The following is a 23,771-nucleotide window of genomic DNA, read 5'->3' on the forward strand; positions in this document are numbered from 1 at the left end:
CACCGCAGCGCAGGATCAACCGCAGCTTTTCAGCGTCTTGCCCGACATGGCCTCGCGCAGGCCGTCGACCGCTGACCGCTGACCATCGGTGATGGCGGGCAGGCGCAAGGTGAACGAGACGGACTCCGCTCTCTCTTGCGCCACCTTGGCGGTGCGCACGCCATCCCGCTCGGTCTTCTGCAGCGCCTGACGCGCCGCGTCTTCGGTGGAGTAGGTGCCCAGCGCCAGACCGGGCGCCAGACCGGGCGCCGAGATCTCACGGAACTGCACACCCAGACCGCGCAACTCGGCCTTCTTGCGCTCGACCTGTTCGTTGTTGTCGTATCGCCCCATGTAGACGATCCAGCGCCCGCTGCTGCGGACCTCGCTGAGCTGCCAGCTGCTGGCCGGCAGGCCCAGCAGCGCCAGTTCGGCCTTGAGCAGCTCGGTTTGTGTTTCGGTAAATCCCGTTGCCTGCCAGCAGGAGCGGGGTCCGTTGGCCGCTGCGACTGCAGCAGAGACGGGGCCTTGCACCGCCGCCGAAGGGCCACTCGTGGCAGGCGACGCGGGCTCGCTCGCAGCCGATGTGGGTGTGGGTGCGGGTGCGGGCTCGGCTGCGGTGGCTGGTGCGGGAGCTGGCGCCAGCGCGACGGGCTCGTTCACCGTGGCCTTGGGGCCGTTGAGCAAACGCAGCACGTCCGGTTTCACCTGTTCGGCCAGCCGGTGTGGCTCGCGCTGCTCCAAGGGTGACAGGCCCAGGCCATCGAGATAGCCCTGCGTCCATGCGAAGTAGCCCGCGTTGGCCAGCACCAGAACAGCGATGGCCCATCTCAGCACGGTCGCACACTCACTTCTGCGCTCGTGACGCTTTGCATGCCGTGCGCAGTGAGCACCTGCAAGGCACCGTCGCCATTGACGCCGCAGGCTGTGCCGCGTGTGCCGTCGCTGAGTTGCACCGTCTGGCCTTGCAGTGCGTCGAGCTGTTCGAAGCGCTGCGAGAACGCGCCAAACCCCTGGGATGCAAAGGCCAGCACGTCGCGCACCAGCGCGGGCGCCACCCGTTCGAGCACCTCGCCGGCGGTGATGCCCATGTGCACCTCGGCCAGCCCGGCCGGAGCCATGGCCGCCACCGCCGAGCCCTCCGGCACCAGGGCCGCCACCGCCGACGCATCGGGCCGGGCGATGTTGATGCCCACGCCGATCACCACCAGGCGCTGCCCCTGCGATGCTTCTCCGGTACCCGCGGTTTCCACCAGAATGCCGCCCAGCTTGCGCTGGTGCAGCCAGAGGTCGTTGGGCCACTTCAGTCGCACATCGGGGTGCAGGCTGCTGGCCAGGCTCACGCCCACCGCCAGCGACAGGCCGGACCAGCTGGCGGGCGCCAGCGGCAACGCCATGGAAAAGGTGAGTGACTGGCCGGGCTTGCTCAGCCAGGCCTTCCCCAGGCGGCCTCGCCCAGCGGTTTGCTGCTCGGTGGTCAGCAGCACGGGCTCCATGAGCCCGTTGCGCGCGCGGCGCATCAGTTCGCTGCTGGTGGAGTCGATGCTGGGCAGCACTTCTACCGTGAAACCCGGCAACAGGGGCACCACGGCCTCCCAGACCGCCTCGGCGTGGTGGGTCAGGGTGTCGGCCATGCGGGGAAGTGCGCCCTCAACCGAGCTTGGAAGCGCGCCCCGCGCGCTTGGGCGCGAGCAAGGTGCCGCGGCAGTTCTTGGCGCCGCACCAGCAGGGGTACTCTGCCTTGAGCTTGGCGGTGTAGGGCTCGTCGATCACAAGACCGTAGTCATAGAACAGCTCTTCACCGGCCTGGATGTTGCGCCGCGCGCGGATGAACACGCGCCCGTCTTCCACGTCGGCTTCGCAATTGGGCGCGCAGCTGTGGTTGATCCAGCGGGCCGAGTTGCCGCCCACCTTGGCGTCGATCACGTGGTCTTCGTCGATGTGGAAGTAGAAGGTGTGGTTCGGATCGCTCGGGTCGTGCGGGTGGCGGCGCAGCGCTTCTTCCCAGGTGATGATCTCGCCGACGTATTCAATCAGTGTCTCGCCCTCGGCCAGATCAACCACGGCGTACACCCCCTTGCCGTGCACGCCGGAGCGGCGTGTCTGGATGCGGCGGCTCCCGCCGGCGGGGGCCTTGGTGGCCAATGTGGGGCGCGGCTGCGTCTGGCGGGGGCTTTTCGTCACGGCCAAAATATTTGGTAAGGTTGTTTCATGCAGGTGCGCGCGAGTGTGCGCGTGCCCATGTGCGCGTGTACACGCGCGTGGAAAGCCGATTGTAGAGATGAAAACCCTGGTCATTGCCGAGAAGCCATCCGTGGCCCAAGACATCGTGCGAGCGCTTACCCCGGTGGCGGGCAAGTTCGACAAGCACGATGACCACTTTGAAAATGACAAGTACGTGGTGACCTCCGCTGTGGGTCACCTGGTGGAGATTGCTGCACCCGAAGAGTTCGACGTGAAGCGTGGCAAGTGGAGCTTTGCCCACCTGCCGGTGTTGCCGCCTTACTTTGAACTCAAGCCCATCGACAAGACCAAGTCGCGTCTGGGCGCGGTGGTCAAGCTGGTCAAGCGCAAGGACGTCACGCGCCTGATCAACGCCTGCGACGCGGGGCGCGAAGGCGAGCTCATCTTTCGCCTGATCGAGCAGTACGCAGGTGGCCTCAAAGGTGGCCAGTACCAACCGCTGGGCAAGCCGGTGCAGCGCCTGTGGCTGCAGTCCATGACGCCAGCGGCCATCCGCGATGGCTTCGAGCAGCTGCGCAGCAACGAACAGATGCTCGGCCTGGCCGACGCCGCTCGCAGCCGCTCGGAAGCCGACTGGATGGTGGGCATCAACGGCACGCGCGCCATGACGGCGTTCAACTCGCGCGACGGCGGCTTCTTCCTGACCACCGTGGGCCGCGTGCAGACGCCCACGCTGTCGATCGTGGTGGAGCGTGAAGAAAAGATCCGCGCCCACCGCAGCCGCGACTATTGGGAAATCCACGCCAGCTTTCTGGCCGAGGCCGGTGAGTACCCGGGCAAGTGGTTCGACCCCAATTTCAAGAAGCCGACCGGCGACGACGCCGATGCCGAGCTGCGCGCCGACCGCGTCTGGAGCCAGCGCGAGGCGATGGCCATTGCCGAGGCCGTGCGCGGCAAGGCGGCCAGCGTCAAGGAAGAAAGCAAGCCCACCACGCAGGCCAGCGGTCTGCTGTACGACCTGACCAGCCTGCAGCGCGAGGCCAACGGCCGCTTCGGCTTCTCGGCCAAGACCACATTGCAGCTGGCGCAAAGCCTGTACGAACGCCACAAGGCGTTGACCTACCCGCGTACCGATTCGCGCGCCCTGCCCGAGGACTATCTGCCCACGGTCAAGCAGACGTTTGAGATGCTGGCCGACAGCGGCATGAAGCACCTGGCGCCGCACGCCCTCACTGCGCTCAACAACAACTACATCCGCCCGACCAAGCGTGTTTTCGACAACAGCAAGGTGTCGGACCACTTCGCCATCATCCCCACGCTGCAGGCGCCCAGCGGCCTGAGCGAAGCCGAGCAGAAGCTCTATGACCTGGTGGTGCGCCGCTTCCTGGCGGTGTTCTTCCCGTCGGCGGAATTCATGGTGACCACGCGCATCACCTCGTCGGTGGGCCACCACTTTAAGACCGAAGGCAAGGTGCTGGTCAAGCCGGGCTGGATGGCGGTGTACGGCAAGGAAGCCGCCGAAGACGTGGCTGATGCCAAAGAAGGCGACAAGGGCCAGAACCTGGTGCCCGTGCGCGAAGGCGAGACCGTGCGCACCGAGACCGTGGAGCCCAAAGGCCTCAAGACCAAGCCGCCCGCGCGCTACTCCGAAGCCACGCTGCTGGGCGCCATGGAAGGCGCGGGCAAGCTGGTGGACGATGACGAACTGCGCGAGGCCATGCAGGAGAAGGGGCTGGGCACGCCAGCCACGCGCGCTGCCATCATTGAAGGTCTGCTGACCGAGAAGTACATGCTGCGCGAAGGGCGCGAAATCATCCCCACCGCGAAGGCCTTCCAGCTCATGACGCTGTTGCGCGGGCTGGGTGTGGAAGAGCTCTCCAAGCCCGAGCTCACGGGCGAGTGGGAATACAAGCTGGCGCAGATGGAGCACGGCAAGCTCAGCCGCGCCGCCTTCATGGGCGAGATCGCCGCCATGACCGAACGCATGGTGAAGAAGGCCAAGGAATACGACCGCGACACCATTCCGGGCAACTACGCCACGCTGTCCACGCCTTGCCCCAATTGCGGCGGCGTGGTGAAGGAAAACTACCGCCGCTACGGCTGTACCGGCGTCGACGGCAACAGCGAAGGGTGTGGCTTTTCGTTTGGCAAGTCCCCGGCGGGGCGCACCTTCGAGCCTGAAGAAGCCGAGCAGTTGCTGGCCACCAAGCAGATCGGCCCGCTGGAAGGCTTCCGCTCCAAGGCGGGCTGGCCGTTCGTGGCGGAGATCGTCATCAAGTTCAACGAAGAAGAAAAGAACTGGAAGCTGGAGTTCGACTTCGGCGACGACAAGAAGGGCGAGGAAAGCGGCGAACTGGTCGACTTCACGGGCAGCGAGCCGCTGGGCCAGTGCCCCAAGTGCGGTGGTGCGGTCCACGAGCATGGCAGCAACTACGTGTGCGAGAAGTCGGTGCCCACCATGGCCCAGCCCACCCCCAGCTGCGACTTCAAGAGCGGCAAGATCATCTTGCAGCAGCCGGTCTCGCGCGAGCAGATGACCAAGCTGCTGGCCACCGGCAAGACCGACCTGCTCGACAAGTTCGTCTCCATGCGCACGCGCCGCGCGTTCAAGGCCTTCCTGGCCTGGGACAAGGAGGCGGGCAAGGTGAACTTCGAGTTCGAGCCGCGTGCCAGCAAGTTCCCGCCGCGCAAGACGGCCGCCGGTGCACCGGCCAAAGCGCCTGCGGCGAAGAAGGCTGCGCCCGCCAAAGCACCCGCAGCAAAGAAGGCGCCAGCCGCCAAAAAAGCCGCCGCGGCCAAAACGCCCAAGGCCCCACGCAAGACCACCGCTGCCAGCGGCAAGCAACCCAGCGCGGCGCTGGCCGCCGTCATTGGCGAGGGTCTGGTCTCGCGCCCCGAGGTGGTCAAGAAGCTGTGGGACTACATCAAGGCCAACGGCCTGCAGGATGCCGCCGACAAGCGCCGCGTCAATGCCGACGCCAAGCTGCGGCCCGTGTTCGGCAAGGACCAGGTCACGATGTTCGAGATTGCCGGCCTGGTGGGCCAGCACCTGAGTTGATCGCATTCAAGGAGACGTTTCGCATGAGCCTCAAACTGTATTTCGCCCCTGGCGCCTGTTCCTTTGTGCCGCACAGCATGCTGGAGCTCTCCGGTGTCGAGTTCGAACCGCACGGTGTGAAGCTGCACAAGAACGAGCAGCGCAGCCCGGAGTACCTGGCGATCAACCCGCGTGGCCAGGTGCCAGTGCTGGTGGACGGCGATCAGGTGGTCACGCAGATCGTGGCGATCCTGCTGCACCTGGATGCCCGGCTGCCGCAAGCCGGCATCCTGCCCGCTGCGGGTGAGGCACGCACGCGGGCCCTGCAGACACTGACCTGGATGAACAACACCGTGCATCCCACGTTCACACACGTGTTCATGCCGGAGAAGTTCACCGACGACGAGGCCGCCAGGCAGGCGATTCGCGCTTACGCCGCCAAGACCTACCGGGGACTGCTGGGCGAGATCGAGTTGCTGGCCGAGAAAGCATCGCCCTGGATGACCGGCGAGCAACCCGGTGCACTCGATGCCTATGCGCTCACGCTGCTGCGCTGGGGCGGTTTTGCCGGTATCGACCCGACCACGCTGCCCGCCACCTGGGCGCTGGCGCAGCGCTTTGCTGCCCTGCCGCCCGTGGCGCGCGCGGTGGAGCGCGAGCGCCTCACGCTCAACGTCTACAAGCCCGCGGCCTGACGCGTCATTCCTGTCGGGGCGTTTTCGGCGTGAAGCGCACCGAAGCCAGCAGCCCGGAGGGGCTGCGGTCGGGGTGGGCGCTGTCGATCAGCACCGTGGCGCCGTGCTGCTGCGCGATTTCCTGCACGATGGTCAGCCCCAGCCCTGAGCCGTCCACGTTGGTGCCGAGCGCGCGGTAGAACGGCTGCAGCACGAACTCCCGTTCGTTCTCGGGGATGCCGGGCCCGTTGTCTTCCACCTGCAGGATCTGCACACCGCTGAACCGGTCGATCAGCACGCGCGCGGTCACCACGCCGCCGCGCCCGCTGTAGTTGATCGCGTTGTCCACGAGGTTGCGCACCATCTCCTGCAGCAGGATAGGGTTGCCGTCCATCAGGCAGTCTTCGGGCACTTCCTCGGGGCCTTCGCAGCCGAGGTCGATGCCATGTTCCAGCGCTCGCGGAACCGACTCCTGCACCACGCCGCGCACCAGGCGCGCGAGGTCGATACGGGCGGTGGGCAAGGTGCGGCCCGTGGTTTCGGCGCGCGCCAGCGCCAGCAGCTGGTTCACGGTGTGCGTGGCGCGCGAGCTCGAGTGCGCGATTTGCTTCAGCGAGCCCCGGATTTCGGCGGGATCGCTTTCGCGCTGGGCCAGCTCGGCCTGCATGCGCAGGCCTGCCAGCGGTGTCTTGAGCTGGTGCGCCGCATCGGCCAGAAAGCGCCGCTGGGTGGTGAGCGAGGCTTTGAGCCGCGTGAGCAGGTCGTTGATCGACGACACCAGGGGCGCCACCTCCTGCGGAATGGCCGACTCTTCGATCGGGCTCAGGTCATCGGGCTTGCGCGCGCGGATGCGCTGCTCCAGCTCGTTGAGCGGGCGGATGGCGCGCACCAGCGCCAGCCACACGAGCAACACCGCCAGCGGCAGGATGACGAACTGCGGCACCATCACGCCCTTGATGATTTCCGCCGCGAGTGTGGAGCGCTTGCCACGCGTCTCACCCACCTGCATGAGCACCAGTTGTTCGGGGTTGTCGCGCACCAGCCAGGTGTAGGCCACGCGCACCTCATCGCCACGCACCACGTCATCGCGCAGCAGCACCAGCCCGGGCTCGGGAATGCCGCTGTCGCGGGGTGCCGGGAACTCGGGCTCGCCGCTCACCAGCTTGCCGCGGTGGTCGACCACCTGGTAGTAGACGAGGTCGCTGTCGTCTGCGCGCAGCAGGTCCCGCGCCTGGGGCGTGAGGTTGAAGCTCACCTGGCCGTTCTGCTTGGCCACGAACTGCGTGAGGGCCTGCAGGTTGAACTCCAGCGCGCGGTCGAACGGTTTGCTGGCGATGCCCTGCGCGACAAACCACGTCAGGGCCAGTGACAGCGGCCACAGCAGCAGCAGCGGCGTGAGCATCCAGTCCAGGATTTCACCGAACAGGCTGCGTTGCTCGCGCTGGAAGAGGCCGAACGACTTGGGCCCTGCACGCACCTCCAGCGCGGGCGGCAAGGCTTCGTTGCCGGCAGGGGTTTCAGCCGGCGATTTTTTCAAGGCAGTAGCCCAGGCCGCGCACGGTGGCAATGCGGATCGGGCCCTTCTCGATCTTCTTGCGCAGGCGGTGGATGTACACCTCGATGGCGTTGTTGCTCACCTCTTCGCCCCACTCGCAGAGCCGCTCGACGAGCTGGTCTTTGCTGACGAGGCGTCCTGCGCGCTGCAGCAGCACCTCCAGCAGGCCCAGCTCGCGCGCCGACAGCTCCACCATCTTGCCGTCGATGGTGGCCACACGACCGGCCTGGTCGTACTCCAGCGGGCCGTGGCGAATGGTGTTGGTGGAGCCGCCCATGCCGCGCCGCGTGAGGGCGCGCACGCGCGCTTCGAGCTCCTGCAGCGAGAACGGCTTGGCCATGTAGTCGTCCGCGCCATAGTCCAGGCCCTTGACTCGCTCCTCGATGCTGTCGGCCGCGGTCAGGATGAGCACCGGCAGTGCCGAGCCCCGCGAGCGCAGTCGCCGCAGCACCTCCAGCCCGTGCAGCTTGGGCAGCCCCAGGTCGAGGATGAGCAGATCGAATTCGTTGTTGGTCAACAAGGCGGCATCGGCCTCGGTGCCGCTGGTGACGTGGTCCACCGCAGCGCCTGCGGCGCGCAGGCTGCGCAGCAGGCCGTCGGCCAGCACGTGGTCGTCTTCGGCAATCAGGATGCGCATGGTTGTCTCCTGGGTGGCTGGCTGGGCAGCGCTGGGCGGTGGGGCGCCCTGGACCGGGCCGCTCATTTTAGGCCGCGCGTGTGCGGGTGCAGCCGGGGTTTACCGGGCGGCCACCGCCGCGCGCGCGCCCGGCAATTCCGAACCATAGGCCTCCAGGCCCAGCGCCACCACGGTGGCCACTTCGTCGCCCACCTGCGCCCGGAATTCGCCTTCGGCCTGGGCGACGGCCTGGCGAAACGCCTCCAGCCACAGCAAGCCGGTGTCGGTGAACACGATGCGCCGGGCGCGGGCATCGCGCGCGTCGGGCTCGCGCCGCACCAGTCCCCACGCTTCGCATTGCGTGACCAGATCGCCCATCGCCTGCTTGCTCATGCCCGCCTGCTGCGCCAGCTCCGTCAACCGCGAGCCTTGCAGGCCGAGGTGGCGCGTGAGGTGAATATGGGCCGCGCCCACCTGCGCCCGCGCGGCCAGATGGGAAAGCGCCAGCGGCACGTTGGCGTCGTGCGCCATCAGGCTGAGCACGCGCTCGTCGAACCGCCGCAGCGCCAGGCCCATCAAACGGCCCAGGTGGCTGCCGCGCCAGCGGTCGTCAGGCAAGGGTGCGTCAGACATGCCCAGATGGTAAGGCAAACTGACCAAATAATCGATTGTGAACGTTCAATGCGCTTGTAAACTGCTGTTCAAGCATCCAGCCTGTACGCATTCACACAGGCCCTGCGAACTTCCACCCACCGCTCAGGAGCCCCTCATGGACGCAGCCGTCAAGAACAACCCCCTCAACAGCGAAAAAGCCAAGGCCCTGCAGGCCGCACTGGCCCAGATCGAAAAGCAGTTCGGCAAGGGCACCATCATGCGGCTGGGCGAGGGCGAAGTGATCGAGGACATCCAGGTGGTCTCCACCGGCTCGCTGGGCCTGGACATCGCTCTGGGCGTTGGCGGCTTGCCGCGCGGCCGCGTCATCGAAATCTACGGCCCGGAATCGTCGGGCAAGACCACGCTCACGCTGCAGGTGATCGCCGAAATGCAGAAGCTGGCTGGCACCTGCGCCTTTGTGGACGCCGAGCACGCGCTGGACATCCAGTACGCCCAGAAGCTGGGCGTGAACCTGCAGGACCTGCTGATTTCCCAGCCCGACACCGGCGAACAGGCGCTTGAAATCGTCGACAGCCTGGTCCGCTCCGGCGCGGTCGACCTCATCGTGGTGGACTCGGTGGCTGCGCTCACGCCCAAGGCCGAACTCGAAGGCGAAATGGGCGACTCGCTGCCCGGCCTGCAGGCCCGCCTGATGAGCCAGGCGCTGCGCAAGCTCACCGCCCACATCAAGAAGACCAACTGCATGGTCATCTTCATCAACCAGATCCGCATGAAGATCGGCGTGATGTTCGGCAGCCCCGAGACCACCACCGGCGGCAACGCGCTGAAGTTCTACGCCTCGGTGCGCCTGGACATTCGCCGCACCGGCACGATCAAGAAAGGCGAGGACTCGATCGGCAACGAGACCAAGGTCAAGGTGGTGAAGAACAAGGTGTCACCCCCATTCAAGACGGCCGAGTTCGACATCCTGTTTGGCGAAGGCATCAGTCGGGAGGGTGAGATCCTCGACCTGGGCGTGGTGAACCGCGTGGTGGAAAAGTCGGGTGCCTGGTACGCCTACAACGGCGAGAAGATCGGGCAGGGCCGCGACAACTCGCGCGAATTCCTGCGCGAAAACCCCGAATTGCGCGTCGAGATCGAGAACAAGGTGCGCACCGAGCTGGGCGTGCCGCTGCTGCCGGTGGACGAAGCGCCCGTTGCCACCAAAGGTGGCAAGGCCGCCAAGGCGGCCAAGGACAAGGACGCCGACACCGCCCCCGTGGCCGGCTGAGTGCGCAGCGCCCGCGGCACCTGCCGTGGGCATGGCAACCGGAAGGTGTTGATGGGCTTCGACCAGATCTCCCTCAAAGGCCGTGCGCTGAGGCTGCTCGCCGGGCGCGAGCATTCGCGCGCCGAGCTCCAGCGCAAGCTGAGCGCACACGAAACCGAGCCTGGCGAACTGGCCAGGGCGCTGGACGAGCTCGCCGCCAAGGGCTTCATTGACGAACAGCGCGTGCTGGAGTCGGTGGTGCATCGGCGTGCTGGCCGCCTGGGCGCGGCCCGGGTGCGCCAGGAGCTGCAGGCCAAAGGGCTGGACCCGCAGGCGGTGGCCACAGCGGTGGCCAGCTTGCAGGGTTCCGAGGAAGCGCGAGCCCGCGAGGTCTGGCGCAAGCGATTCGGGGCACCTCCCGGCGACGCGGCCGAACACGGCAAGCAAATGCGCTTCCTGCTCACGCGGGGCTTTCAGGCGGAGGTCGTGCGCCGCGTGGTGCGAGGCGCGCCCGAGGACGACTGACCGTCCGCCTCAGGGCTTCGCGCTGTCCGGCGCAGCGGCCTGTGCCTTGCCCGAACGCAGCATGCGCCAGGCCAGCACCGCACTGCCCACCATGATGGCGGTGCCCACCACCGACGCCGCCTGAAGCCCGTCCACAAAAGCGGCGCGCGCAGCGCTGCGCAGGGCTTCGGCGGACGGTGCCGCCAGGCTGTCTGCCAAGGTGAGTGCGCCACCCAGCGTGGACGCCTCTGCCGTTGCTTGAGCCGACAGGCCCGGCGGCAGCTGACCCGCCATGCCGGCGCGGTACAGCCCTGTGGCCAGGCTGCCGAACACCGCGATGCCCAGCGCTCCCGAGAGCTCCGCGCTGGTTTCCGACAAGGCCGAAGCCGCGCCAGCCCGCTCGGGTGGTGCCGAGCTGATCACGATGTCATTGCCCAGGGTGAAGACCGGCGCCATGCCCAGACCCATGAGCAACATGCCGCCCATCAGCCAGGCCAGTCCGAGCGCGCCGTCCACCATCGTCATGCTCGCAAAACCGACGGCGGCCAGCGAAAGCCCGGCCACCATGGTGCGGGGTGCCGACCAGCGCTGTGCGAGCGCGGGCGTACACAGGGAGCCGACCACGAACGACAGCGCCCAGGGCACGGTGCAAAGGCCGGCCACCAGCGGCGAGAGCCCCAGCACCAGCTGCAGGTGCTGCGAGATGAAGATGTAGACGCCGAACATGGCGAACGAGGTGAGGGCGTAGGTGCAGATGGCGGCAGCGAAGCGGGGTTGCGCGAACAACCCGATGTCCAGCAGCGGATAGTCGATGCGGCGCTGGCGCCGCACAAAGGCCACGCCAGCGGCCAACCCCAGCGCGGCCGCGCTGGCGGTCAGCGCATCGACATGGCCTTCGGCCAGCCGTTTCAGTGCAAACACACCGCCGAGCACCGCGGTCAACGACAACGCGACGCTGCGCAGGTCGAGCCGGCCAGCATCCGGATCGCGGTACTCGGGCAGCAGGAAGGGGCCGACGGCCAGCAGCAACAACATCACTGGCACCGCCGCCCAGAAAATGGCCGGCCACGCGAAGTACTGCAGGATCACGCCACCCACGAGTGGACCGATGGCGCCGCCCACCGAGTAGCTTGAGATCCAGATGCCGATGGCGATGCGCCGCTCTCGCTCGTTGCGGAACATGTTGGAGATGAGCGAAAGCGTCGAGGGCGCGAGCGTGGCGCCCGCCATGCCCAGCAGTGCGCGCGTGGCAATGAGACCCTGCGCGGTGGTGGACAGCGCGGCGGCCACCGAAGCCGCCGCAAACGCCGCTGCACCGATCATCAACAGGCGCCGGCGCCCCACGCGGTCGCCCAGCGTGCCCATGGTGATGAGCAGGCCGGCCACCATGAAGCCATAGATGTCGATGATCCAGAGCAGCTCGGAGGCCGAGGGGCGCAGGTCGGCGCTGATGGCGGGCAACGCCAGGTTGAGCACCGTGAGGTCCATCGCGTAGACCAGGCAAGGCAAAGCGATCACGCCCAGCGCCACCCACTCACGGCGGGTGGCGTGCGGCGGTGCGATGTCGGGTGGCGCGTGGGTGGCGGACAAGGGGCATCTCCTCAGGTTTCAGCCGTGCATGGCGCCCGGCGTTGGCCGGTGCGTCACAAGGCACGACGAAGCGATGTGGCCCGTTTCGACCAGCGCCGCCGGCGTTTACAGCCCCAGCATGAGCTTGAGGTTTTGCACCGCAGCGCCGCTGGCGCCTTTGCCGAGGTTGTCCAGCCGCGCCACCAGCACGGCATGCTGCGCCTGGGCGTTGCCGAACACGCGGATTTCGAGCTGGTTGGTGTCGTTGAGCGCGAGTGCGTCGAGCTTGCCGTCGGCGGTCGCGGGCTGGAGGCTGACCCACTCGCTGCCCGCATAGTGCTTTGAATACACCGCGTTCAAGTCATCAAGTGTGGGCCTGGCAGGCAGTGTGTCCAGGTGCAGCGGCAACTGCACCAGCATGCCCTGGGCAAAGTTGCCCACTGAAGGCACAAAGATGGGCCGGCGCTGCAGGCCCGTGTACGCCATGATTTCAGGGATGTGTTTGTGCTGCAGGCCCAGCGCATAGAGCTCGTACGCGGGCGACTCGCCCTTTTCGTAGGACTCGATCATCGTGCGGCCGCCGCCGGAATAGCCGCTGACCGCAGGCAGGTTTACGGGGTGGTCCGCCGGCAGCACGCCGGCGTCGATCAGTGGACGCAGCAGGGCGATGGCGCCTGTGGCGTAGCAGCCCGGGTTGGCCACGCGGCTGGCGTTCTTCACGGCATCGCGCTGGCCGGCGGCCAGCTCGGGGAATCCGAACACCCAGCCCGCTGCCGTGCGGTGCGCGGTGGACGCGTCAATGACCTTGGGGCGCGCGCCGGGCAGGGCGTCGATCATCGCCACCGATTCGCGGGCAGCGTCGTCGTGCAGACACAAGATGACCAGGTCCACCTGCGCCATCAGCTCGCGTTTGACCGCAGGGTCCTTGCGATGCTCGGGCGCGATGCTCACCAGCTCGATCTGCGGCATGCCCTGAAGGCGTTCACGGATTTGCAGCCCGGTGGTGCCCGCTTCGCCATCGATGAAAACCTTGGCCATGGCCGCTCCGTCTTGTCAGTTGGGATTCAGGAAAGGAGCCAAAACTCGCCCGCCAGGCGCGCTGTTTTGGTGCGTTGCACCATGATACAGTCCCGGGTTGCTGTTTTCAGTGCCCACCTTGCGGCCACCTCGGTGCGGCCGTCACTCCTTTACCTGTTCCTGAGAGACACCTCATGAAGATCCATGAATACCAAGGCAAGGAAATCTTGCGCCAGTTTGGTGTGCCCGTGCCGCGCGGCATTGCGGCGTTTACGGTGCAAGAAGCGGTGGAAGCCGCTCAAAAGCTGGGCGGCCCGATCTGGGTGGTCAAGGCACAGATCCACGCCGGCGGCCGCGGCAAGGGCGGTGGTGTGAAGGTGGCCAAGTCGGTGGACGATGTGAAGCGTCTGGCTGGCGAGATCCTGGGCATGCAGCTCAAGACCCACCAGACCGGCCCTGAAGGCCAGAAGGTTCGCCGCCTCTATATTGAAGACGGCGCCGACATCAAGAACGAACTGTACGTCTCCCTGGTCACCGACCGCGCCACGCAGAAGGTGGCGCTGATCGCCTCCAGCGAAGGCGGCATGGACATTGAAGAAGTGGCGCACGCCACGCCCGAAAAGATCATCACCGAAATGATCGACCCGCTGACGGGCATCACGCCCGAGCAGAGCAAGAAGGTGGCTGCCGCCATTGGCCTGACCGGTGCGTCGGTCGACCAGGCCGTGGACATCTTCTCGAAGATCTACAAGTGCTACATGGACACGGACGCGTCGCTGGTGGAAATCAACCCGCTGAACTGCGACTCCAAGGGCAACCTGATGGCGCTGGACGCCAAGTTCAACTTCGACTCCAACGCCCTCTTCCGCCACCCTGAAATCGTGGCCTACCGCGATCTGGACGAAGAAGACCCGGCCGAAGTGGAAGCGTCCAAGTTCGATCTGGCCTACATCAGCCTCGACGGCAACATCGGCTGCCTGGTGAACGGCGCCGGCCTGGCCATGGCCACCATGGACACCATCAAGCTGTTTGGCGGCGAGCCCGCCAACTTCCTGGACGTGGGCGGCGGTGCCACCCCCGAGAAGGTCACCGAAGCCTTCAAGATCATGCTGAAGAACCCCAAGGTCGAAGGCATTCTGGTCAACATCTTCGGCGGCATCATGAAGTGCGACACCATCGCCACCGGCGTGATCACCGCCTGCAAGGCCGTGAACCTGAACGTGCCGCTGGTCGTGCGCATGAAGGGCACGAACGAAGAGCTGGGCAAGAAGATGCTGGCCGAGTCCGGCCTGCCCATCATCGCTGCAGACACCATGGCCGAAGCTGCGACCAAGATCGTCGCTGCCGTTAAGTAATGACCTGGGGACAGATCTTTCGCTCTGTCCCTCACTGACTAGGACTAGCATCATGTCGATCTACATCAACAAAGACACCAAGGTCATCACCCAGGGCATCACGGGCAAGACGGGCCAGTTCCACACTGAGAAGTGCCAGGAATACGCGAACGGTAAGAACTGCTTCGTGGCTGGCGTGAACCCCAAGAAGGCCGGTGAGTCGATCTTCAACATCCCGATCTACGCCTCCGTCAAGGAAGCCGCATCGCAGACCGGCGCTACCGTGTCGGTGATCTACGTCCCGCCTGCAGGCGCGGCCGCCGCCATCTGGGAGGCCGTCGAAGCGGACCTGGACATGGCCATCTGCATCACCGAAGGCATCCCCGTTCGCGACATGCTCGAAGTGCGCAACAAGATGAAGGCCAAGGAAGCCGCTGGCGGCAAGAAGACGCTGCTGCTGGGCCCCAACTGCCCTGGCCTGATCACGCCGGACGAAATCAAGATCGGCATCATGCCCGGCCACATCCACCGCAAGGGTCGTATCGGCGTGGTGTCCCGCTCGGGCACGCTGACCTACGAAGCCGTGGCGATGCTGACCGAAGTGGGTCTGGGCCAGTCGAGCGCGGTGGGCATTGGTGGCGACCCCATCAACGGTCTGAAGCACATCGACGTGATGAAGGCCTTCAACGACGATCCCGATACCGACGCCGTCATCATGATCGGTGAGATCGGTGGTCCGGACGAAGCCGAAGCCGCCCAGTGGTGCAAGGCCAACATGAAGAAGCCTATCGTGGGCTTCATCGCTGGCGTGACCGCGCCCCCCGGCAAGCGCATGGGCCACGCTGGCGCGCTCATCTCTGGCGGTGCCGACACGGCCGATGCCAAGCTGGCCATCATGGAAGAGTCTGGCTTCATCATCACGCGCAACCCGTCGGAACTGGGCAAGCTGCTCAAGGCCCAGCTCTGATCTGCTGGCGCTCCGCGTGAAGAAGGCAACGCTTGCGTTGCCTTTTTCTTTGCGTCGCCGGTTATTGAGGTTTCAACCCCACAGAGCCTCTTGCCCAGCCCGCGGCGGCTGCAACAAAATGCCACGCTTTGGTCGCTGATTCCGTGAATCGGCACCGATGGTGCGCTTGTCTCTGACCTTCGGGCGGCTCGCGGCGACCAGCAGGCGAACCCACCCGGAGAATGTGCAGCGTGTCCACCAACAAGGCGAAATCCAAAAGAGGCAAAGGCCGGATCTGGCGATCCGACGCCCTGATGGGCCTGCTCGTGGTGGTGGCGGTCTTTGTGTTGCACGCCTCCACCGACCTTTTCAGTGGCCTGGAACGTCGCTTTTACGACCTCGCCAGCGCCGCCAGCAGCCGCCTGCCGAGCGACCGCATCGCCATCATTGCGATTGACGACGAGAGCATCGCGAACATCGGGCGCTGGCCTTGGCCGCGTGAAGTGCATGCCGAGCTCATCGATCAGCTCAGCGCCGCCAAGGCGAAGACCATCGCCCATACCGCCTTTTTCTTTGAGCCCCAGACAGACCGCGGGTTGTCGCAGTTGCGCGAGCTTCGAAGCCAGGTGGATGGCACCGCAACTGGCGCTGCCCCCTGGCCGGATCTGGGTGAGGACTCGCGTCGGCGGCTGCTGGGTTTCATCGGCGAAGCCGAGCAGCGCCTGGATTCAGACGCCCGCCTTGTGGCGAGCGTGGAGCGGGCGGGCAACGTGATCGTGCCTTCGGTCTTTACCCTGGGCGATCCACTGGGCCGACCCGACGAACCCCTGCCGGCTTTTGCCCAGCGCAGCGCGCTGGCTGGCGACGACGGCTTTGGCGTACCCGCCCTTCGCTCCCAACAGCCTTTGGCTGGCGTGGGCGATGCGGCCAAGGCGGTTGGCCACCTGAACCTGTTGCCTGACGCCGATGGCTCGGTGCGACAAGAGCCGCTGCTCGTGCGTTTCGACGGATTTTCGGTGCCGTCCATGGGGCTCGCGATTGCTGCGCACAGCCTGAATCTGAGCACCCAGGACATCCGCCGTTTGCCCGGCGTTGGCGTGCAGTTGGGTCCTACCGTCATCCCCACCGACGCCTCAGCCCGCTTGCTGCCGCAGTTCTACGCCGATCGCAATGGCAAGCCGGCGTTTGCGGTGGACTCTTTCTACGACGTGATGTCCGGGCGCATTCCTGCAAGCAAATACGCCGACAAGATCGTCATCATTGGAGCCACGGCGGCGGGTGTCGGCACCTTGTTCACCACGCCGGTGTCGGCCGCGATGTCGCCCGCAACGATCCTGGCGCACATCACATCGAGCATCCTCAGTGGGCACTTCATTGCAAGCCCGGCGTGGGGTGACATGGCGGTGCTCGCCGTGCTGCTGCTGGTCACCCTCTATCTCCTGGTGGTGTTGCCCAGACTGTCCGCTGCCGCTGGCGCCGTTGTGACGGGGGTCCTGTTCATCACGCTGCTCGTTGCGGAATACCAGTTGCTCGCCGCCACAGCGATCTGGCTCCAGCTGGTGTTTCCGGTGGCGCTGCTGCTGATCGGGCACCTGGCGCTCACCACGCGGCGTTTTCTGGTGACGGAGGCGGGAAAGCAGAAGACCGATGCGGAGTCGGCAGAAACCAACCGAATGATGGCGCTCGCGCTGCAAGGTCAGGGCCAGCTCGACATGGCGTTCGACCGGCTGCGCCGCGTGCCTTACAGCCCCGCGCTGATGGACACGCTCAAGCATCTGGCGCTGGACTTTGAACGCAAACGCCAGTTCAACAAGGCCGAAGCTGTGTACGAACACATGGCGCGTCTGGATCGCACCGACACCGACGTGCAGACGCGCTTGAAGCGCGCCAAGAATTTGTCGGACACCGTGGTGCTCGGGACAGGTTCTGCCCACCCGGGCGGCACGCTGCTGCTCTCCGGTGGAGACATCGAGAAGCCCATGCTGGGCCGCTACCAGGTGGAGAAAGAGCTGGGCAAAGGCGCCATGGGCGTCGTCTACCTGGGTCGTGACCCGAAGATCGGACGCACGGTGGCGATCAAGACCCTGGCGCTCAGCGCGGAGTTCGAGGGTTCGGAGCTCACCGATGTGCGCGAGCGCTTCTTCAGGGAAGCAGAAACCGCCGGGCGGCTGCAGCACCCCAACATCGTCACCATCTTTGACGCAGGTGAAGAACACGACCTGGCCTATATCGCCATGGAGTTTCTGCAGGGGCGTGATCTGGTGGATCACACGCGCGCCGGTCAGCTCCTGCCGGTCGCCACGGTGCTGAGCATTGGTGAGCGCGTTGCCCTGGCGCTGGATCACGCGCACCGGCAGCAGGTGGTGCACCGGGACATCAAGCCGGCCAACGTGATGTACGACGCCGCCACGGACGCCGTGAAGGTCACCGACTTTGGCATCGCGCGCATCACCGGCACCAGCAAAACCAAGACCGGCATGGTGCTCGGCACGCCCAGCTTCATGTCGCCTGAGCAGCTCGGCGGTCAGCGGGTGGACGGTCGCTCTGACCTGTACTCCTTGGGCGTCATGCTGTTTCAGCTGCTCACCGGCATGCTGCCATTGAGAGGCGATTCCATCGCGGCCTTGATGTACCAGATTGCCAATACACCCGCGCCAAGCGTGCGCGAGTTGCGCCCCGAGTTGCCGCAGGACCTCGCCGATATACTGGCCAAAACCTTGGCGAAGTCGCCCTCGGAGCGCTACCAGACCGGGGCTGAAATCGCCGCTGCACTGCGCGCTGTTCCGGACACGCCCGTGGCACCGAGCGCTACCGCCCAGGCGTTTCAGCGAACGCAGGCCATGAACGCGCAGCGCGACGAAAGCGCCATGGTTGCCACAGTTGTCACGCCGCCCCCGGTTTCCTCGACCGAGTCCCAGACCTCCGGCTTCGATATCCGCTTATAACTCCAACCATATGATTTTTGAGTATTTTTGCCTCACAGATCCTGGTCTGGTCAGGGACAACAACGAGGACTCCGTGGCCCTCGATCCCGAGAACCAGATCGCGGTGCTGGCCGACGGCATGGGCGGGTACAACGCAGGTGAGGTGGCGAGCGCCATGGCGACCACCTTCATCAAGACCGAGCTCGGGCGCTGGATGTCCGAGGGTGGGCACGAGGCCAGCGCGCGCGAGCTCAAGCGCGCCATGGAAATCTGCATCGACAACGCCAACCGGTCCATCTTCAACGCAGCCAACTCCAACGCGCAGTACGCGGGCATGGGCACGACCCTGGTCATGGGCGTCTTTCATGGCACCCGCGCCATGATCGGCCACGTCGGCGACTCCCGTTGCTACCGGCTCCGCGAAGGCAACTTCATGCAGATCACGCGCGATCATTCCCTGCTGCAGGAACAGATCGACGCCGGCCTGATTTCCCTGGAGCAGGCGCAGTACGCAACCCACAAAAACCTCGTCACCCGGGCGCTTGGCGTGGAAGACACCGTGCTGCTCGAAGTGAACGAGTACCGCGTCGAGGACGAGGACCTGTACCTCTTCTGCTCCGACGGCCTGAGCGACATGATGAGCGACGAGCGCATTGCTGCGTTGGTGGTGACGGCAGGCACGCTGGAGGAAAAGGCGCAGGCGCTGGTGGACGCCGCCAACGACTGCGGCGGGCGCGACAATATTTCGGTGATACTGGCGTATGCTCGCTCGAAGCCTGTGCGCAAGGGCCTGCTCTCGCGCATGCTGGGCAAATAATCAGCGTTATTTTGAGAATTAACCAATAGGTTCCAGAGGAGTCGGCCATGCCGAAAATGATCGTTTCGATTGACGGTGTCGTCATCAAGGAAGTGCAGCTCACCAAAGACCGCACCACGCTTGGCCGCCGTCCCTACAACGACATCGTCATCGACAACCTGGCCGTCAGCGGTGAACACGCCGTGATGCAGATGTCCGGCATGGACGTGTTTCTGGAAGACCTCAACAGCACCAACGGCACCTACGTCAACGGCAAGGCGATCAAGAAGCAGCAGCTGCAAAACGGTGATGCGGTCGAGATCGGCAAGTACAAAATCAAGTTCGTGCACGAAGGCGCCAGCGAGAGCTACGAAAAAACCATGGTCATCAGCGCAGGCTCCGTGGTGGAGTCCGGCGATGCGCAAGGCGCTCCTCTGGGCAACGCAGCGATCAAGGTGATGTCGGGCACGGCCGCAGGCCGTGAGGTACCTCTGGTCAAGGTCGTGACCACCATCGGAAAACCGGGTGTGGCCGTGGCGGCCATCACGCGGCGGCCCCATGGCTATGTGGTGGCGCTCGTGGAGGGCACCCAGAAGCCCACCATCAATGGCAACCCCATCGGCACCGATGCCGTGAACCTGAACCACGGCGATTTGCTGGAACTGGCCGGCACGCAGATGCAGTTCGTGCAGCATTGAGCCACCCTCGCCAACGCCTGCCCAAAGGCGTTGAGCCATCAGGCAGAAGTGCCAAAAAAGTCCTTTCCGGGACTTGTTCAACGCGGTAGCCTTCGGCAGGCGGTTGCCACTGGACTCCAGCAGAGTCCGGCCAACCTGTTTCTTCATTTGATGCGCCGGGTTCTTCGGCCATTTCACTGCCCAGGCTTCCCATGAGGGTCCGCGTACTCGGGTGTTCCGGCGCCATTGCCCAAGGTTGCCGCACCACCTCTTTCTTGCTCGACGACAACGTCCTGATTGACGCTGGTACCGGTGTGGGCGACCTCACCCTGGACGAGATGGCCCGTGTGGACCACGTGCTGCTCACGCACTCCCACCTGGATCACGTGGCAGCCCTGCCCCTGATGCTCGATGCCGTTGCCGCGCGGCGCCTGGCCAGCGGTGCGGCGCCGCTGCAGGTGTACGCCCTGCCTGGCACCATCGCCGCGCTCAAGGTGCACATCTTCAACAACCTCATCTGGCCCGACTTCTCCGCCATCCCCAGCGTCGATACGCCGCTGATGCGTTTCGTGTCCATCGCCGTGGGCGAGGTGCTGCACGTGGGGGGCAAGGCGGTAGAGGTGCTGCCTGCGGTGCATACCGTGCCCGCCGTGGGGTTCGCCGCGGCCACAGCTTCCGGGCATTGGGTGTTCAGTGGCGACACCGGGCGCAACCCAGCCTTCTGGCAGCGCGTCAACCAACTGCCCGTGGCCCAGCTGGTGATCGAGACGGCCTTCAGCGACCGTGAAAACGACCTCGCCCAGCGAAGCCTGCATCTGGCCCCCGGCATGCTGGCGCAGGAACTCGCGCAGATCGATACACGCCACCCCTACCCGATCTACATCACCCACACCAAGCCCGCCGAGACCGGCTTGATCATGGAAGAGATTCGGCGTTTCGACGACGCGCCCCAGGCGACGGAAGCACCGCGTCACGACATCCGCTGGCTCAGCGCGGGCGACACCTTCGAGCTGTGACAAATCCCGTCGCGCAAGGCGACGGTGACAAAAAATGTCGGTCACATTCCGGCGCTGCGGTCACCAAATGTCACTGGTGATGGTTAAAGCGTGAAATAGACCTCAGAAAACCCGCCATTTCAGGTTGGCACGGCGTCTGCTGATAGGAAACCGTCCTTAACCCAACCTCTGTCCCCTAGGAGTTTTCCATGAAGCTGAAGCGTTCCCTCCAAAAAGGTTTCACCCTGATCGAACTGATGATCGTGGTGGCCATCATCGGTATTTTGGCTGCTGTTGCGCTGCCGGCTTATCAGGTTTACACGGTGCGTGCGCGTGTGTCTGAGGGTTTGGTTGCAGCATCCGCTGCCAAAGTCAATGTGCAGGATGTGCTGTCCTCCGGCAACCCTTCGAACTCTGCATCGGGTTACTCGCTGGGCTATACCGCACCTGCATCCACCCGTAACGTGAACAGTGTGGTCATCACGGAAGCGACAGGCGCCATCACGATCACGACGACCCCCGCTGCTGGCGGGGGCACTTTGCACGTTGTGCCAAATGCCCCGGGTGGAACCGGCCTGCCCACCGGTACGTCGGCTTTCACCCCGCCCGCTCAGTCCGTTGCGTGGAAATGCTTGGCGGCCAACACGGCCACCGCAAGCTGGGCGAACGTTCCTACCCCAGCCGCAACCCTGCCGGCCCGTTTCGCTCCCGCTGAATGCAAGTAAGCTGAGCTTTGCATCACGAAAAAGAGCGCTACGGCGCTCTTTTTTCTTGGAAGGAAGTTTGTCAGATGGTATGGACTGCACGTTTCCGATCGGCTTTACGGGCTGCTCTCTGGCATTTGGCGTTTTGCGCCTTGGTGGCGACCACCGTGGCCTGGGTGGTCTTTGTAGTCTGGTTCCCTTCCCCTCTCCACGAGTTGACGGGAGGGCGAAACCTCTTTCTCATTTTGATGGCCGTGGATTTAGTCTGCGGTCCAATGTTGACTCTCGTGTTGTATGACCCGGCGAAGTCCCGCCTTAAATGGCGTGTCGATCTTGCGCTGATTGTTCTCTTGCAACTTGGTGCCTTGGTCTACGGCATTGGTCAGGTGGCTGCTGCAAGGCCAGTATTCGTAGCCTTCGAAGGGGATCGATTCCGTGTCGTTCAGGCATTTGACGTAGATATGCAACGACTGCCTGAAGCGCGCGATGGAATGCAATCGCTTCCACTGTTGGGGCCAAAGCTCATCGGTGTCCGGCTTGCTCATCCCGGTGATGCTGACTACCTCGCCAGCGTGCAAATGTCGACGCAAGGGCTCCATCCGTCTTTCAGACCTTCTCGCTGGATCCCTTGGGGAGAGCAATTGCCGTCTTTGCAGGCTGAACTACAGCCTTTGAGCGTGCTTCGCGAGAGACATCGCGAGGATGGCGCTACTATCGACGCGGTATTGGCAGAAGCAGGGCTTCTGGATTCCCAAATGGGTTACCTACCCTTGGTTCGCGAAGAGATCACCGACTGGGTCGCTATTGTGGAGCGCGCCAGCGGTCAGCCTCGCGCATATTTGCATTTGGATGGTTGGCGATGAGCCTAGCGCGAAATCCCTCTTTAGCCACAACTGCTTCAGATGCAGCATCAGTTGCGTTGGCGTCGCTTTGCGCCTTGCTGGTGGCCGCTCCCTGGTTTTGGCCTTTTCTCTCAGGTCCCGTGTCGGCCATGTGGCCAGATCTTTTCGCATGGACAGTGGGGGCAGTGCTGCTGTTCCTTCTGCCCAGTACAGGTGCGCGACGAGAGCTTGCTCTCGTTAGTGGTTGGTTGATTGCAGCGTTGGGCAGCACTCTGCTGGGCCTGATGCAGTATTTCGACCTTGAGAATGGATTTTATCCATGGATCGCACCCACGATGCCGGGTTACGTCACTGCGAACGTCCATCAGCTCAATATGCTGGCCACGTTGCTCGCTGTGGGTTTGCTGTGCGTATGGTGGATGGTGGTCAGGCGCGGCCTTGCCACGGTGCACGTTGTCTGGATGGCAGCCTTGCTATTAGTAACGCTTGCCGCAACCGCATCTCGAACGGGTGTGGTGCATCTCTTGGCTATTTCATGCATGCTTCTGCTTTGGCACTCAAGCCAGTGGCGCAAAGCACTTCTGATTCTTGTAGTTGGTTGGACTTTCTATGCCATCGCGGCGAATGGCCTGCCAATGCTCGCTGAAATGAGCGGCATCTCGGTCGAGCGCCAACTGTTTGATCGCTTTTCGATTGGTGCTACCTGTCACAGCCGACGGCTGCTCTGGAGCAATGTGGTTGACCTCATTGCTGCCAAGCCGTGGATGGGATGGGGTCCCGGAGAGCTCCTTTACGCGCATTACGCGACTGACTTCGGCGACTCCCGCTTTTGCGAGAAGCTCTCCCATGCTCATAACCTGCCTCTGCAACTCGCTTTCACCATGGGCATTCCCATTGCGGTCATTGCGTGTACGGCGATGGTGTACTTCGTGTGGAGGCTTCGCCCTTGGCAGGCGTTACATCCCACAGAGCGTCTTTGCTGGGGCGTTGTAGCGTTGATTTCCTTGCACAGCTTGCTGGAGTACCCGCTCTGGTTTGGAGTCTTCCAACTGATGGCCCTACTGGCCGGGTGGCAAATATATCTGACGCGGGGCGGAGGCAGCGAGCTGGTAACTCGTCGCGTGAGTGCAGGTGCGCGCGCGTGTGCTTCTGCTCTGCTGCTCGCGATCCTCGCCTTCATCGCATGGGAGTACCTCAAAGTGAGTCAGCTTTATTTGCCAGAGAGCAAAAGGCTGGAGAGCTACCGCGAGGACACCTTCAACAAGTCTCGCGACACCGTGCTGTTCAATTCGCATGTTTTGATCGCGCAAGTTATTGCCACCGAACTCCAATCTGGCAATGCTGAGCTCATACTGGCCGGTGGTCTGGCGTCACTGCATACAGCACCAGATGCACGAATCATCCGTCGCGTGATTGAAGCCGCAAAGTTGCTAGGTCGAACAGATTTGGCGCAATTGCACGAAACTCGCTTCAGAGCAGCTTGGCCGGAGGACTATGCCGAATGGAAGAAGTCCAAGGATCACATGGACACAGGGCCGTAGTGTCTACGTGCCT

At 64.5% G+C, this 23,771-nt stretch carries 21 protein-coding genes; 13 read left to right on the forward strand and 8 right to left on the reverse strand.

Features of this window, described 5'->3' with window-relative positions; all coding sequences use genetic code 11:
• Nucleotides 1-15: 15 nt before the first annotated feature.
• Genes KXJ60_RS12480 through KXJ60_RS12490 form a run of 3 tightly spaced genes read right to left on the reverse strand, consistent with a single transcriptional unit; the run spans nucleotide 16 to nucleotide 2,163 of the window.
• Nucleotides 16-816: an SPOR domain-containing protein gene (locus KXJ60_RS12480; RefSeq protein ID WP_291127878.1), complete on the reverse strand. Its 801-nt coding sequence runs from the start codon at nucleotides 814-816 to the stop codon at nucleotides 16-18.
• Nucleotides 810-1,613, reverse strand: coding sequence for a biotin--[acetyl-CoA-carboxylase] ligase (locus tag KXJ60_RS12485; RefSeq protein ID WP_291127879.1), 804 nt, complete (start codon nucleotides 1,611-1,613; stop codon nucleotides 810-812). The genes KXJ60_RS12480 and KXJ60_RS12485 overlap by 7 nt, the downstream gene beginning before the upstream one ends.
• A 16-nt stretch (nucleotides 1,614-1,629) precedes the next feature.
• The gene (locus KXJ60_RS12490) at nucleotides 1,630-2,163 is read right to left on the reverse strand and encodes an SET domain-containing protein-lysine N-methyltransferase (RefSeq protein ID WP_291127881.1); all 534 of its coding nucleotides are present in this window, start codon (nucleotides 2,161-2,163) and stop codon (nucleotides 1,630-1,632) included.
• A gap of 97 nt (nucleotides 2,164-2,260) precedes the next feature.
• Here KXJ60_RS12490 and KXJ60_RS12495 point away from each other — a divergent pair, with 97 nt between their 5' ends.
• Both KXJ60_RS12495 and KXJ60_RS12500 read left to right on the forward strand, forming a co-directional pair.
• Nucleotides 2,261-5,221, forward strand: a complete 2,961-nt coding sequence (locus KXJ60_RS12495; RefSeq protein ID WP_291127884.1) for a DNA topoisomerase III — start codon at nucleotides 2,261-2,263, stop codon at nucleotides 5,219-5,221.
• 23 nt (nucleotides 5,222-5,244) lie between these two features.
• Entirely contained in the window at nucleotides 5,245-5,895 is a 651-nt protein-coding gene (locus KXJ60_RS12500) for a glutathione S-transferase family protein (protein ID WP_291127887.1), read from the forward strand.
• A 4-nt stretch (nucleotides 5,896-5,899) separates the two neighbouring features.
• Here the strand turns inward: KXJ60_RS12500 and KXJ60_RS12505 are convergent, their stop codons facing one another.
• From KXJ60_RS12505 to KXJ60_RS12515, 3 genes are all read right to left on the reverse strand, one after another.
• Nucleotides 5,900-7,276 carry a sensor histidine kinase gene (locus KXJ60_RS12505; RefSeq protein ID WP_291127946.1) on the reverse strand — a complete coding sequence of 459 codons (1,377 nt, stop codon included), beginning with the start codon at nucleotides 7,274-7,276 and terminating at the stop codon, nucleotides 5,900-5,902.
• 115 nt (nucleotides 7,277-7,391) lie between these two features.
• Nucleotides 7,392-8,066, reverse strand: a complete 675-nt coding sequence (locus tag KXJ60_RS12510; protein ID WP_291127890.1) for a response regulator transcription factor — start codon at nucleotides 8,064-8,066, stop codon at nucleotides 7,392-7,394.
• A 99-nt stretch (nucleotides 8,067-8,165) separates the two neighbouring features.
• Nucleotides 8,166-8,678, reverse strand: a complete 513-nt coding sequence (locus tag KXJ60_RS12515) for a MarR family transcriptional regulator (RefSeq protein WP_291127893.1) — start codon at nucleotides 8,676-8,678, stop codon at nucleotides 8,166-8,168.
• Between the two features lie 136 nt (nucleotides 8,679-8,814).
• On the opposite strand from KXJ60_RS12515, the gene recA reads away from it, so the two are divergent.
• Together recA and recX are read left to right on the forward strand one after the other, a co-directional pair.
• Nucleotides 8,815-9,930: a recombinase RecA gene (recA, locus tag KXJ60_RS12520; protein WP_291127896.1), complete on the forward strand. Its 1,116-nt coding sequence runs from the start codon at nucleotides 8,815-8,817 to the stop codon at nucleotides 9,928-9,930.
• Nucleotides 9,931-9,981: 51 nt separating this feature from the next.
• Nucleotides 9,982-10,434, forward strand: coding sequence for a recombination regulator RecX (recX, locus tag KXJ60_RS12525; protein WP_291127899.1), 453 nt, complete (start codon nucleotides 9,982-9,984; stop codon nucleotides 10,432-10,434).
• A 9-nt stretch (nucleotides 10,435-10,443) separates the two neighbouring features.
• Here recX and KXJ60_RS12530 read toward each other — a convergent pair whose 3' ends face one another.
• Both KXJ60_RS12530 and argC read right to left on the reverse strand, forming a co-directional pair.
• On the reverse strand, nucleotides 10,444-12,003 hold the full coding sequence (locus KXJ60_RS12530) for an MFS transporter (protein WP_291127902.1): 1,560 nt from the start codon (nucleotides 12,001-12,003) through the stop codon (nucleotides 10,444-10,446).
• Nucleotides 12,004-12,108: 105 nt separating this feature from the next.
• Nucleotides 12,109-13,020 carry an N-acetyl-gamma-glutamyl-phosphate reductase gene (gene argC, locus KXJ60_RS12535; RefSeq protein ID WP_291127904.1) on the reverse strand — a complete coding sequence of 304 codons (912 nt, stop codon included), beginning with the start codon at nucleotides 13,018-13,020 and terminating at the stop codon, nucleotides 12,109-12,111.
• A gap of 173 nt (nucleotides 13,021-13,193) precedes the next feature.
• On the opposite strand from argC, the gene sucC reads away from it, so the two are divergent.
• The 9 genes from sucC (at nucleotide 13,194) to KXJ60_RS12580 (ending at nucleotide 23,758) form a co-directional block, all read left to right on the forward strand.
• Complete coding sequence (gene sucC / locus KXJ60_RS12540) at nucleotides 13,194-14,354, forward strand: ADP-forming succinate--CoA ligase subunit beta (protein ID WP_291127906.1); 1,161 nt, start codon at nucleotides 13,194-13,196, stop codon at nucleotides 14,352-14,354.
• A gap of 52 nt (nucleotides 14,355-14,406) precedes the next feature.
• Complete coding sequence (gene sucD, locus KXJ60_RS12545) at nucleotides 14,407-15,300, forward strand: succinate--CoA ligase subunit alpha (RefSeq protein WP_291127908.1); 894 nt, start codon at nucleotides 14,407-14,409, stop codon at nucleotides 15,298-15,300.
• 230 nt (nucleotides 15,301-15,530) lie between these two features.
• Entirely contained in the window at nucleotides 15,531-18,224 is a 2,694-nt protein-coding gene (locus KXJ60_RS12550) for a serine/threonine-protein kinase (protein ID WP_291127911.1), read from the forward strand.
• Nucleotides 18,225-18,234: 10 nt separating this feature from the next.
• Nucleotides 18,235-19,020: a Stp1/IreP family PP2C-type Ser/Thr phosphatase gene (locus KXJ60_RS12555; RefSeq protein WP_291127913.1), complete on the forward strand. Its 786-nt coding sequence runs from the start codon at nucleotides 18,235-18,237 to the stop codon at nucleotides 19,018-19,020.
• 47 nt (nucleotides 19,021-19,067) lie between these two features.
• Nucleotides 19,068-19,697 carry an FHA domain-containing protein gene (locus KXJ60_RS12560; protein WP_291127915.1) on the forward strand — a complete coding sequence of 210 codons (630 nt, stop codon included), beginning with the start codon at nucleotides 19,068-19,070 and terminating at the stop codon, nucleotides 19,695-19,697.
• 191 nt (nucleotides 19,698-19,888) lie between these two features.
• The gene (locus tag KXJ60_RS12565) at nucleotides 19,889-20,692 is read left to right on the forward strand and encodes a 3',5'-cyclic-nucleotide phosphodiesterase (RefSeq protein WP_291127918.1); all 804 of its coding nucleotides are present in this window, start codon (nucleotides 19,889-19,891) and stop codon (nucleotides 20,690-20,692) included.
• Between the two features lie 188 nt (nucleotides 20,693-20,880).
• Nucleotides 20,881-21,396, forward strand: a complete 516-nt coding sequence (locus tag KXJ60_RS12570; RefSeq protein ID WP_291127921.1) for a pilin — start codon at nucleotides 20,881-20,883, stop codon at nucleotides 21,394-21,396.
• 65 nt (nucleotides 21,397-21,461) lie between these two features.
• Nucleotides 21,462-22,238, forward strand: coding sequence for a TfpX/TfpZ family type IV pilin accessory protein (gene tfpZ / locus KXJ60_RS12575; protein ID WP_291127949.1), 777 nt, complete (start codon nucleotides 21,462-21,464; stop codon nucleotides 22,236-22,238).
• 164 nt (nucleotides 22,239-22,402) lie between these two features.
• Nucleotides 22,403-23,758: an O-antigen ligase family protein gene (locus tag KXJ60_RS12580; RefSeq protein ID WP_291127924.1), complete on the forward strand. Its 1,356-nt coding sequence runs from the start codon at nucleotides 22,403-22,405 to the stop codon at nucleotides 23,756-23,758.
• Nucleotides 23,759-23,771 lie beyond the last annotated feature (13 nt).

The sequence above is a fragment of the Hydrogenophaga sp. genome (genome assembly GCF_019264445.1).
GTDB lineage: Bacteria > Pseudomonadota > Gammaproteobacteria > Burkholderiales > Burkholderiaceae_C > Hydrogenophaga.